Source organism: Phycicoccus sp. Root563, assembly GCF_001427915.1.
Classification (GTDB): Bacteria; Actinomycetota; Actinomycetes; order Actinomycetales; family Dermatophilaceae; genus Pedococcus.
The window spans coordinates 1133107-1144837 of record NZ_LMGM01000001.1 but is presented as its reverse complement, the minus strand read 5'-3'; the positions used below and the strand labels follow the sequence as shown (position 1 = coordinate 1144837).

The following is an 11731-nucleotide window of genomic DNA, read 5'->3' as shown; positions in this document are numbered from 1 at the left end:
GTGCACCGCTGGACCGACCCCGCCCAGACCCCTGACTCGCTGCGACGCAGCGTGGCGACCTTCGGCAACTTCGACGGGGTCCACCTCGGTCACCGCGCCGTGCTGAGCCAGCTGGTCGAGGAGGGAACGCGCCGCGGCCTGCCGAGCGTGGCCGTCACCTTCGACCCCCACCCGGCCGAGATCTTCCACCCCGAGGGTGGGCTGGAGCTCATCGCCCCCGGCCGGCTGCGCGACGAGCTCCTCGCAGAGACCGGGCTCGACGGCCTGCTGGTGCTCGACTTCACCCGTGAGTTCGCCGAGCAGACCGCGGAGGAGTTCATCGTCCGCACGTTCGTCGACACCCTCGGTGTCGCCGCGCTCGTCGTCGGCGCCGACGCGCGTGGGTTCGGCCGCGCCTACACCGGCGACGTCGGCACCCTGCGCGAGCTCGGCGCCACCCACGGCTTCGACGTCGTCGTCCTCGACGACCTCGGCGAGGGGGAGCGCTGGTCGTCCTCGGCCGTGCGCCGCCACCTGGCGGCCGGTGAGGTCGCGGCCGCTGCCGGGATCCTCGGTCGACCGCACCGGATGACCGGCACGGTGGTCCACGGCGCGCACCGTGGCCGCGAGCTGGGGTACCCGACCGCGAACCTTTCCGACGACTCGCTGGGCCTCGTCCCCGCGGACGGCGTCTACGCCGGCTGGCTGACCCGCACCGGGCTGGCCACCCAGGACCCCGAGCGCACCCTGCCGTGCGCCGTCTCGGTCGGCACCAACCCGACCTTCGACGGCACCGTCCGCACGGTCGAGGCCTACGTCCTCGACCGCACCGACCTCGACCTCTACGACGAGCAGGTCACCGTGGAGTTCGTGGAGCACATCCGCCCGACGCTGCGCTTCGAGTCCATCGAGGAGCTGCTGGAGGCCATGGCCGGGGACATCGAGAAGTGCCGACAGGTCCTGGCCTCGATCGTCCCGTCCTGACCGCCTCCCGCCGGGGCGGGTTCTGGTCGAGGGCCAGCGGGGGAGCCTCGCTGTGGGCCCACAGCGACTGGGGCCTGGTCATCGCCGCCCTGGGGCTGTCACTCGTGGGGGCCCTGCTCGTGTGGTCCGCGACCCGGCAGGAGGCCGGGGCGGCATACCTGGTCCGGCACCTGTTCACCACGGCGGTGGGCCTGACCATCGCGGCCCTGGTGACCCGGATGGGGCACCAGCTGCTGCGCGCGCTGGCCCCCCTGCTCTACCTCGTGTCGGTCGGGGGGCTGCTGCTCGTCCTCACCCCGGTGGGGTCGACGGTGAACGGGTCGCACTCGTGGATCCTGCTGCCGGGCGGGTTCTCCGTGCAGCCGTCGGAGTTCGCCAAGGCGGCGCTCTGCCTGGGCCTGGCCATCATCCTCGGCGAGCGCCTCGACCGCGGCGCCGAGCCGACCGTCCGCGACCTGCTCGTGGCGGTGGCCGTGGCCGCCGTCCCCGTGGGGCTCGTGCTGCTCCAACCCGACCTCGGCTCGGCCCTCGTCCTCGCGGCGCTGGCCCTGGGTGTGGTCGCCGTCGCCGGCACCCCGAAGCGGTGGCTGGCCCTGGCGGTCGGTCTGGTCGCGGCGGCGGTCGTGGTGGCGCTCACGACCCCCGTGCTCAGTGCCTACCAGCGCGACCGCCTGACCGCCTTCGTCGACCCCCAGGCCGACCCCCAGGGGATCGGGTACCAGACCCGTCAGGTGCGGATCGCGATCGGTTCGGGCGGCTGGCAGGGGCAGGGGCTGTTCGAGGGTCACCAGACCCAGGGTGGGTTCATCCCGTTCCAGCAGACCGACTTCGTGTTCTCCGTCGCGGGGGAGGAGCTCGGCTTCGTGGGGGCGGCCGGGCTGCTCGTGCTGCTCGGGTTCGTCGTCCTGCGCGCGGTCCTCGTGGCGACCCGTGCCCAGGACGCCTTCGGCCGGCTGATGGCGATCGGCGTGGCGACCTGGCTGCTCTTCCAGGTGTTCGAGAACGTCGGCATGAACCTCGGCCTCACCCCGGTCACCGGGTTGCCCCTGCCGTTCCTCTCGTATGGCGGTTCGTCCATGTTCGCCTGCTGGTTGGCGATCGGGCTGGTCAACAACGTGCACCTGTCCAGCCGCCCCCGGTGACCACTGGCCCGCAGTGGCCATTCGGGCACAATCGCGCCTGATCGGCCCCACTCGGTGAAGTGGCGTGGCACTATCCACGGCAACCCACCCCGCCGAGCCGAGGAAGGTCATGCCGACCAACACGCAGCACCGCACCACCGCCCTGGACGAGCACGTGAACACCGCCGTCATCGAGGGTCGCGCCCAGAGCGTCGCCCACCTGTTCCGTGACCGCGTCGCGAAGAGCCCGGATGCGGAGGCGTTCCGCTTCGCCGAGGGAGGGCGGACGCAGACGTGGAAGTCGGTGACCTGGACCGAGGTCCGCGAGCGTGCCTACCGCCTGGCCGCCGGGCTCATCGCCCTCGGTGTCAGCCCCGAGGACCGGGTCGCGATCGCCTCCTCCACCCGCTACGAGTGGGCCCTGACCGACCTCGCGGTCATGTGCGCCGGCGGTGCCACCACGACGATCTACCCCACGACGATCGCGCCCGACGTCTCGTACATCGCGGCGAACTCCGGCAGCCTGGTCGTCTTCGCCGAGGACGACGAGCAGGTGGCCAAGCTGCGCGACCGGCGGGTCGACATGCCGGACGTCGCCCGGGTGGTGACGTTCACCGGCACCCCGGACGGTGACTGGGTGATCGGTCTCGACGAGCTGGAGGAGATGGGTGTCGGGCTGCTCGCCACGAACCCCTCCGTCGTCGACGACCGCATCGACGCGCTGCACCCGGACCAGCTGGCCACGATCATCTACACCTCGGGTACCACCGGTCGCCCCAAGGGCGTGCGCCTCACCCACGACGCCTGGGTCTACGAGGCCGCCGCCGTGGACGCCATCGGCATCCTGCGCAGCGACGACCTGCAGTACCTCTGGCTGCCGCTGGCCCACGTCTTCGGCAAGGTCCTGCTGACGCTGCCGCTGCAGGTCGGCTTCCCGACCGCGATCGACGGTCGGGTCGACAAGATCGTCGACAACCTCGCCGTGGTGCAGCCGACGTTCATGGGTGCCGCCCCCCGGATCTTCGAGAAGGCCTACGGCCGGATCACGACGATGATGGCCAGGGAGGGTGGGCTCAAGGAGAAGCTGTTCGTCTGGTCGGTGAGCGTGGGGCGCGACGTCGCCGCCATGCGGGCCCGTGGGGAGAAGCCGACCGGCATGCTCGCGAGCAAGCTGGCGCTGGCCGACAAGCTGGTGCTGCACAAGGTGCGCAGCCGGTTCGGTGGGCGCATCCGGTTCTTCATCTCGGGGTCCGCGGCCCTCAACCACGACATCGCGAACTGGTTCGACTCGATCGGGCTGACCATCCTCGAGGGGTACGGGCTCACCGAGACGAGTGCCGCCTCCTTCGTGAACCGCCCGTCCTCCAACGAGATCGGCACCGTGGGCTGGGCCCTGCCCGGTACGGAGGCGAGGATCGCCGAGGACGGCGAGGTCCTGCTGCGCGGCCCCGGCGTCATGCAGGGCTACCACAACAAGCCCGACGAGACGGCGGAGACCAAGGACGCCGACGGCTGGCTGCACACCGGTGACATCGGGGAGCTCGACGACCGCGGCTACCTCAAGATCACCGACCGCAAGAAGGACTTCTTCAAGACCTCGAGCGGCAAGTACGTCGCGCCGTCGATGATCGAGTCGACCTTCAAGGGCATCTGCCCCTACGTCAGCCAGTTCATGGTCTACGGCGCCGACCACAACTTCGTCACCGCACTGGTCACGCTGGACCCCGAGGCCATCCAGGACTGGGCCGCCAACCACGGCGTCTCCGGGTCGTACCGGCAGATCGTGACGTCGAAGGAGGCGCACAACATGGTGCAGGTCTACGTCGACACCCTCAACGTGAACCTCAACCGCTGGGAGCAGATCAAGAAGTTCACGATCCTCGACCACGACCTGACGATCGAGGACGGCGACCTCACGCCCAGCCTGAAGCTGCGCCGCAAGGCGGTCAGCGAGAAGTACCAGACGGTGCTCGACGCGCACTACACCGGTTGAGCCCGCCCGTCCCTGCGAGGTAGGCCCCTCTGCCGACGCCCCGTCCACCCCTGGGTGGACGGGGCGTCGCGCGTGCACGGGCTGACCGGCGTGGCCCGACGCACGCCGCCCGGCGGTGGCGCTCTCAGCTGCTGGTGGGGGCGCGGTCCTCGACGAGCGGCACGAAGCGGTACCAGCCGTGCTCCTCGACGACCAGGTCCGCGCCGGTGGCGCGCACACGGAGCATGCGGCCACGCACGGGGACGACGAGGACGCCTTCAGGGGCGAGCTGGGCGACGAGCTCGTGGGGCAGCCGGCTGGCCTGCGCCGACACGAGGATCCGGTTGTAGGGGCCCTCTGAGGGGCGTCCCAGGACACCGGGCGCGGCGGGCTCCACGCGCGCCCACGGCACGCCCGCGTCGGCCAGGTGTGCCGCACCCACGGTCACGAGGGCAGGCACCCGCTCCACGCCCACGACCGAGCCGGTCGGGCCGGTCAGGCGCGCCAGGAGGGCCGTGGTCCACCCCGAGCCGGAACCCACGTCGAGGACGGTGTCGCCCTCGTGGACGTCGAGGAGCTCGAGCACCTGGCGGACCGTGGTCGGCTGGCTGTTGGTCTGACCGTGACCGATGGGCAGCGGTGTGTCCTGCCCGGCACGGGCCACCTGGTCACGGGGCAGGAACCGGACCCGCGGCATCGCCTCCAGCGCAGCCGCGACGCGCTCGTGCGCGCTCGCCACCCCTCCAGTATGCGACGAGGTGGCTCGGTGCGGGTCGGCTCAGGTCACCGTCGGGCGGCGTGGTGGCTGGTCGGGCTCGGCCCGTCCGGCCCGGGGCCGATCGTGTGGGTCGCGAGCGCGACCACGAAGAGCAGGGCAAAGGCTGCCACCAGCCGGACCGTCGAGGCGCGCATGGGCGACAGGTTAGGTTCCGGCGCTGAGAAGACCCTGAGACCGGTGCGACGCCGGACGCGTCCCCGGAACCCACCTCCTCAGCCGGTCGCGCCCTCGGCCAACGCGGCAAACGTCCGCAGCTGCTTGCGCATCATGACCAGGTCGCCCCAGTCGAGGGCAACCCCACTGACCCGCCGAAGGGCCGAGTGCCGCGGTGCGCAGTGCATGACGCCCACGATGCGGCTGCCTCCGCCGGGAGCCGGCCACACGGCATACGTGGCCCGCACGTCTCCGAACGCGGCCGTGGCGCGCCCCGTGCGCATCGTCATCGTGAGGCTCTGACCGGGGACGAAGGACTCGAGCGTGAACACCGTCGCCACGACCTGCCCGGGGCGCAGCTCGGTGAGCGCCGGGTCGAGGGTGCGCGGGCTCCGGCGACCGAGGTTGTCGACCCAGTCGTAGGAGTAGGGCGCGACCCGCATCATGCACAGCCAGGGCCAGACGGCCTCCGGGGGCGCCGAGGAGGACACCCCGCGCATCAGCCGCACCCAGCCCGGCCCGGTGCCCTCGTCGCACGGCAGCGGGGTGGCCCACTCCTGCTCCGTCACACCCCAGGCGCGGGGGAGGCCGGGGAGGGGACCGGGGGTCGGGGGCGGTGCCATGCCCCCGAGTCTCGCCGTTTTCGGTGGTGGCGGCCTGCGCGGTTACCCTTGTCACACCATGACCGACACCCCAGGCACCTCAGTCTTCGCCCGCCTCGAGCCGCTGCTCGAGCAGGTCAGCAAGCCCATCCAGTACGTCGGGGGCGAGCTGAACTCCACCGTCAAGGACTGGGACTGCGGCGGCTTCGGGCCCGGCGGTGAAGCCCTGACCACGCGCTGGGCCCTCATGTACCCCGACGCGTACGAGGTCGGGGTGCCCAACCAGGGCGTCATGATCCTGTACGAGGTGCTCAACGAGCGGACGGACGCCCTCGCCGAGCGCACGTATGCCGTGTGGCCGGACTTCGAGGCCCTCATGCGTGAGCAGGGCGTGCCCCAGTTCACCGTGGACGCCCACCGCAGCATCCGCGACTTCGACGTGCTGGGCATGTCGTTCTCGACCGAGCTCGGCTACACCAACATGCTCACGGCACTCGACCTCGCGGGCATCCCCCTGCACGCGGTCGACCGCACCGACGAGGACCCGCTGGTCATCGCCGGCGGCCATGCCGCGTTCAACCCCGAGCCGATCGCCGACTTCGTCGACGCCGCCATCGTCGGTGACGGCGAGGAGGCGGTGCTCGCGGTCACCGACCTGATCGGCGCCTGGAAGGCGCAGGGTATGCCGGGTGGTCGCCGGGAGCTGCTGCTGCGCCTGGCCCGGACCGGCGGTGTGTACGTCCCGTCGCTGTACGACGTGTCCTACCTGCCCGACGGCCGCATCCAGCGCGTCGCCCCGTCGGCCGACGCGACCGGTGTCCCGTGGCGGGTGTCGAAGCACACCGTCATGGACCTCGACGCGTGGCCCTACCCGAAGCAGCCGCTCGTGCCGCTCGCGGAGTCGGTCCACGAGCGCATGTCCGTCGAGATCTTCCGGGGGTGCACCCGCGGTTGCCGCTTCTGCCAGGCCGGCATGATCACGCGTCCGGTGCGGGAGCGAAGCATCACCGGCATCGGCGAGATGGTGGAGCGCGGGCTGGCGGCGACGGGGTTCGAGGAGGTCGGCCTGCTGTCGTTGAGCTCGGCGGACCACTCCGAGATCGCGGACATCACCAAGGGCCTGGCCGACCGCTACGACGGCACCCAGACGGGCCTGTCGCTGCCCTCGACCCGGGTCGACGCGTTCAACATCGACCTCGCGAACGAGCTGACCCGCAACGGTCGCCGCTCCGGCCTCACCTTCGCCCCCGAGGGCGGCAGCGAGCGGATCCGCAAGGTGATCAACAAGATGGTGTCCGAAGAGGACCTCATCAGCACCGTCGCCGCCGCGTACGGCGCGGGGTGGCGACAGGTGAAGCTCTACTTCATGTGCGGCCTCCCGACCGAGACCGACGAGGACGTGCTCCAGATCGCGGAGCTCGCCAAGAAGGTCATCGAGACCGGTCGCCAGGTCAGCGGTCGTCGCGACATCCGCTGCACCGTCTCGATCGGTGGGTTCGTGCCCAAGCCGCACACGCCGTTCCAGTGGTGCGGTCAGCTCGGCGCCGAGGAGACCGACGCCCGACTGGCCAAGCTGCGCGAGGCGATCCGGTCCGACCGCCGCTACGGCTCGTCGATCGGATTCCGTTACCACGACGGCAAGCCCGGCATCGTCGAAGGACTGCTGTCCCGGGGTGACCGGCGCGTCGGCAAGGTCATCGAGCAGGTGTGGCGCGACGGTGGCCGGTTCGACGGGTGGAGCGAGCACTTCTCCTACGAGCGCTGGATGACCGCCGCGGAGAGCGCCCTCGCGGACCTGCCCGTCGACGTCGCCTGGTACACCACCCGCGACCGCGGCGAGTCCGAGGTGCTGCCCTGGGACCACATCGACTCGGGGCTCGACAAGGAGTGGCTCTGGGCCGACTGGCAGGACGCCCTCGACGAGACCGAGGTGGACGACTGCCGCTGGACCCCGTGCTTCGACTGCGGTGTCTGCCCCCAGATGGGCACCGACATCGAGGTCGGGCCGACCGGCAAGACCCTGCTGCCGCTCACCGTCCTGGGTTCGGGACGTCAGGCCATGTTGGAGTCGCACACGCACTGAGTCGCTGCGACGGCACGCCTCCCCGGACACATGGGGAGGCGTGCCGTTGCGTCAGCTCAGCTGCCCAGCCGCTCAGCCGCTCGGCCACTGACGGCAGGTCGGCGTCGCGGGTGCCGCGGGCAGGTACTGGAGCCACTCCTTGGTGCCGAGGTTGCGTCCGGCGGCGGCGCAGGCAGCATCCGAGAGACTGCCGGCCCGCAGCGGGACGGTGACGCTGGACAGCCGCCCGTCGACCCGGTCCAGCAGGACGAGGTCGCCGTTCCTGTAGGCGACGGCGTCGTGGCACCCGAGGGTGGCGTCCACGGTCGACAGGTCACCCGTGGCGTAGAGGCGGCCACCTGCCGCGATGAAAGCCCCGCCTGGGTCAGCGATCGGCACGGCTCCTTCGCCACAGCCTTTGGCAAGGACCTCTCCGGTTACCGCCCAGGAGGAGGTGGACCATGTCACCAGCCGTCGTGGAGTGCGCATCACCAGTTTCGTGCCATCGGGAGTGAAGGTCAGTTGTGGCGCGAATGCCGCCGCTATCTCGTCAGAGCCCAGACGGGCGGTAAACAAGGTTGCTCCCGTCGTGACATCCCGAACGACGACCTCCGCCAAGATGCCGACGGTCGCGGGCGTGGTGACGGTCCTGATGTACGCGATGTTCGCACCACCGTCACGTACGGCGAGCCATGACCGGCTGTCCGGAGATGTGGCCGGCCCGATCTCCGCGTCTGGCGTCTGCACGACCTGAGTGGAGGCGAGGGAGGGGCCTGAGCGGACGGTGGTGACGCCATTGGCGAGACTCGCGAGGGACGTACCGCCGGAGGAGACCACCGTCATGGGTGCGAGTTCGAGGTCCCAGGTCTGTCCGGTTCGAGGATCAATCAAGGCACTAAATGCAGTGTCATTCTGGGCGACTCCGTTGAGCCGCCCGACGAGCAAGGCGGGGTCGTGTCCAGGCACTGACACCTGTCCGACGAGCTTTGCCGTACCTTGCACCGCGGCGCGCACGCTCGCGCCGGTCGTGAGGTCGGTCACCGTGGTGTGATCGCCAGTTGTCGACACCATCCACCAAGAATCCGCGGTGACGCCGAAGTCTTCTGACGCGGCAACCGCAGGTATCGCCGCAGAAGGTCGCTTTGTCCCGGGGTCGACCTTCATCACTCGGCCCCCAGTTGTCATGGCGTACCAGGTGCTTCCGCTGCCGGCTGCTGTCACGGTTGCCACCATCGCCGGTGCCGCGACCTCGGGTTCGGCGCCACCACTCAGCCCTGTCAGTGGCACTCGAGTACCGCTGCAGAGGAGGTCATGTGGGGACACCCGCACCACACACGGCCCATGCAGATCGAGGCGCGGCTCGACATACGGGCGGATGGCACCGTGAAAGGGCAGGTGCACGAGGGTGGCACTGTCCGCGAGAACGGCCCACGTCTCAGGTGCTTCAACGATGATGTCGCTGACCCTGGTCCCGTCAAGCGGCCAAGAGCGAATGTTGTTCGGTGTCGTGAGCGGGACAACGACGAGAGTCTCAGGTAGACCCAAATCAGTGCACACCGCCACGAGGTTGAACCGTGCTGCGTCAAAACTCACAGTGCCGCCGCCGGAGCAGACTGAGCCCGACGATGACCAGCTCAGACGTCCTTCCTGGTCGAACAGGGCCACGCTGCCGTCCACCAGGAGCGCCCCGATCAGGCCGGTCGGCTCGTCGCGATCTGCGGCTTGCACGGGACTGGGGAGGCCGTCCTTGGTCAGCAGCACCACCCCCGTGGGAAGTCCGTCCGTCACAGAAAGCCGCAGCACGAGATAACCCGACCCGGTGACTGCGAGCACCTCGCTGCTGTCGTGCGAGAACCGAGGGGCGATGGTGGGGCTGGCGCCAACGAGCGGCGTCGTCTTGGCACCGCGGCTGTCCCCCACCATCCATGTCAAGGTGTTCGTGTCGCCAACCCCATAGAGGAAGTGATGCCCGTCGGGAGCGAAGGGACTGGCATCGCCGGCTTGTTCGTAGGCGCCGGTGTAGCCCAGCGACGTGCGGAGCCGTCCCGCCCATGTTGCCAGCACCGTTGCGCGGTTCAGGTCGACCGCCACGATGGTGGGGTGTGAGTCTGCGGACTCGGTGTCAGTCTGGACAAGTGCGGTCCGACGGTCTGGGGAAAGTTGGACGTCTACCGGCGCGAAGCCAAGGGACCGGGTGGGGACATCCAGCAATGCCGACCCGGTTCCGCTGTCCCACACACGGACCACTGTGAGGTCCGCCGTGACGCCAATCAACCGCGTGCCCGTTGAGTCGAATCCATGCAAGGCGACTTGCCGGGCGAACGCAGGGATGGGCGGTGGGCCCTGGCCTGGCGGCGGTGGGGGTGGGGGTAGCGGCGCGTCGAAGGGCGAAGCGGACGTCAGAGAGAAGCTGGCGCGCGGGGCCGGGGCGGCGCCTGTCGACGTACTCAGGGCGACGGGGGCATTGCTGGGACTCCTCAGATCCCACACCAGCGCCTGCTCCGGGGCCGCGCCCCCGGTAGCGACGTGGTTGGCTCCGGCGACGAGGTCACCGCCACTGTCCGGGCCAGGGAGGTATGTCACCATGCGAAGCCGAGACTGCTCGAGTGCGAGGCTGGCGCGGGCGGCCAGTTGCTGAGCGGGGGTAGTCATTGCCTGTGCCTTGAGGATCATGGCGACGTCGTGTTGTCCTCGCGCCTCGCGCGCGAGTCCGCCTGCGAGCAGGCTTCCGCTGCTGATTTCTGCGTTGGCCGCCTCGATCGCCGACTTCGCCTGCAAGATCTCGGCTTGTCGCTCCTCCAGCGAAGTCTTTTGCGCGATGAGCAGTTGCGCCTGTATCGCCAGCTTGTCGGCGGCAGCCTGCGCCTTCTGCTGCGCCTTGCGCGCCTCGTCCGCCCTCTGCACGGCGACAGCGGCGAACGCAGCCGCGTTGCTGCGCTGCCGGTTCGCCTCTGTTGCCGCAGCGTCCGCCCGTGTCGCTGCCTCCTCGGCCAGGACAGTCTGCCGCTCTGCCTCGGCGCGACGCGCCACCGCCTCGGCCGCACTCTGGGCCGCCTGACCACGCTGGTCGTCCGCGATGCCGCGCTGGCGCTGCGCCTCAGCTGCGGCTGCGTCTGCTTCGCCTTTGCGCTGCAGGGCCAGTCGCGCAGAGGCCTCGGCCTCCGACTTGCGTTGCAGGGCAAGCTTGGCCGAGGCCTCCGCCTCCGCCTGGCGGGTCAGTGCGAGGTCTGCGGCATCGAGGGCGCGCTGCTGTGCCTGCTCTGCGGTGAGTCGCGCGGAGACGGCCAGGGTTTCGTTGCGTTGCGCCGAACCGGACTGGACGTACGCCACGACGGCCGCGGTGCTCGCGAGGAGGAGCAGGGCGACGAGGGAGGCGACGGCGGCGCCGGCGAGGCGACGGGTCCGTCGGTACTGTCGCACGTCCTCGCCCGTGAGGTCGTCCTTGGTGACGCCGTGCACGGGGGCCGCGACCTCGGCGACCTGCTCGCGGAACCGGGGGTGGCGCAGGTCGAGCAGTGCCGCGGGTTCCGCTGCGGCCCAACGCATGTCGACGTGGCGTGGCTCCTCGGTGAAGGCGTGGAGCAGGGACGGGGGTACCGAGTCGGAGCTCTCGTCGAAGGTGTTGCGCACCGGGTCCCAGGCCCAGGTGCCGCCGGTGACGACGGCGAGGATGCGGTTCGCGTCGTGGTCCCGGAGCCACTGCTCGACCTCGCGGTCGACCCAGACGGATCGGGCCGCCTCGGGCGAGGCGAGGAGGACGAGCCACTGCGACTCGGCCATGGCTGCCGAGATCGAGGTCCACAGGCCGGGGTTGGCCGACAGTCCGGTCTCGTCGCGGAACACGCGCAGTGCAGACCTGCGGTGCCACGGTCGCGCGAGGGACTGCAGACCCCGTTGGAGCTGCGCGGCCAGCTCTGCATCCGCGGAGTGGGCGTAGGAGATGAAGACGTCGTACGGACCCATCACGGGTCACCTCCGCAGGGACGGAGCGGACCAAGGGGTCCGCGACCTGAGCCGCATGCTAGACCCGTCCGATCAGGCTTTCCTCTGGTTCCCGGATACTGCTCTGCCCGCCGTCGG

Annotated in this window: 8 protein-coding genes; 4 read left to right on the top strand and 4 right to left on the bottom strand. The window is 70.4% G+C overall.

Features of this window, described 5'->3' with window-relative positions; translation table 11 throughout:
• From ASD62_RS05330 to ASD62_RS05320, 3 genes are all read left to right on the top strand, one after another.
• On the top strand, positions 1–963 hold the full coding sequence (locus ASD62_RS05330; protein WP_056917182.1) for a bifunctional riboflavin kinase/FAD synthetase: 963 nt from the start codon (positions 1–3) through the stop codon (positions 961–963).
• Positions 927–2105 carry a rod shape-determining protein RodA gene (rodA, locus tag ASD62_RS05325; protein WP_082580586.1) on the top strand — a complete coding sequence of 393 codons (1179 nt, stop codon included), beginning with the start codon at positions 927–929 and terminating at the stop codon, positions 2103–2105. The genes ASD62_RS05330 and rodA overlap by 37 nt, the downstream gene beginning before the upstream one ends.
• A gap of 109 nt (positions 2106–2214) precedes the next feature.
• Positions 2215–4077 (top strand): long-chain fatty acid--CoA ligase, encoded by a 1863-nt coding sequence (locus tag ASD62_RS05320; RefSeq protein WP_056915068.1) that lies wholly within the window; start codon positions 2215–2217, stop codon positions 4075–4077.
• A 124-nt stretch (positions 4078–4201) separates the two neighbouring features.
• On the opposite strand, the gene ASD62_RS05315 is transcribed toward ASD62_RS05320, so the two are convergent.
• The 3 genes from ASD62_RS05315 to ASD62_RS05310 form a co-directional block, all read right to left on the bottom strand.
• Positions 4202–4795, bottom strand: a complete 594-nt coding sequence (locus ASD62_RS05315) for a protein-L-isoaspartate O-methyltransferase (RefSeq protein ID WP_255354132.1) — start codon at positions 4793–4795, stop codon at positions 4202–4204.
• A 44-nt stretch (positions 4796–4839) separates the two neighbouring features.
• Positions 4840–4968 carry a hypothetical protein gene (locus ASD62_RS20890; RefSeq protein ID WP_255353202.1) on the bottom strand — a complete coding sequence of 43 codons (129 nt, stop codon included), beginning with the start codon at positions 4966–4968 and terminating at the stop codon, positions 4840–4842.
• A gap of 78 nt (positions 4969–5046) precedes the next feature.
• A complete protein-coding gene (locus ASD62_RS05310; RefSeq protein ID WP_056915067.1) occupies positions 5047–5610 on the bottom strand; it encodes a hypothetical protein in 564 nt (187 codons plus the stop codon).
• 58 nt (positions 5611–5668) lie between these two features.
• Here ASD62_RS05310 and ASD62_RS05305 point away from each other — a divergent pair, with 58 nt between their 5' ends.
• Positions 5669–7672, top strand: coding sequence for a TIGR03960 family B12-binding radical SAM protein (locus ASD62_RS05305; RefSeq protein WP_056915066.1), 2004 nt, complete (start codon positions 5669–5671; stop codon positions 7670–7672).
• A gap of 72 nt (positions 7673–7744) precedes the next feature.
• Here ASD62_RS05305 and ASD62_RS05300 read toward each other — a convergent pair whose 3' ends face one another.
• On the bottom strand, positions 7745–11614 hold the full coding sequence (locus tag ASD62_RS05300) for a toll/interleukin-1 receptor domain-containing protein (RefSeq protein ID WP_056915065.1): 3870 nt from the start codon (positions 11612–11614) through the stop codon (positions 7745–7747).
• Positions 11615–11731 lie beyond the last annotated feature (117 nt).

Bases quoted from the DNA above. Each gene is read 5' to 3' on its own strand.
- ASD62_RS05320 (WP_056915068.1), top strand. From the start codon at position 2,215: ATGCCGACCAACACGCAGCACCGCACCACCGCCCTGGACGAGCACGTG.
- ASD62_RS20890 (WP_255353202.1), bottom strand. From the start codon at position 4,968: ATGCGCGCCTCGACGGTCCGGCTGGTGGCAGCCTTTGCCCTGCTCTTC.
- ASD62_RS05310 (WP_056915067.1), bottom strand. From the start codon at position 5,610: ATGGCACCGCCCCCGACCCCCGGTCCCCTCCCCGGCCTCCCCCGCGCC.
- ASD62_RS05305 (WP_056915066.1), top strand. From the start codon at position 5,669: ATGACCGACACCCCAGGCACCTCAGTCTTCGCCCGCCTCGAGCCGCTG.
- ASD62_RS05300 (WP_056915065.1), bottom strand. From the start codon at position 11,614: ATGGGTCCGTACGACGTCTTCATCTCCTACGCCCACTCCGCGGATGCA.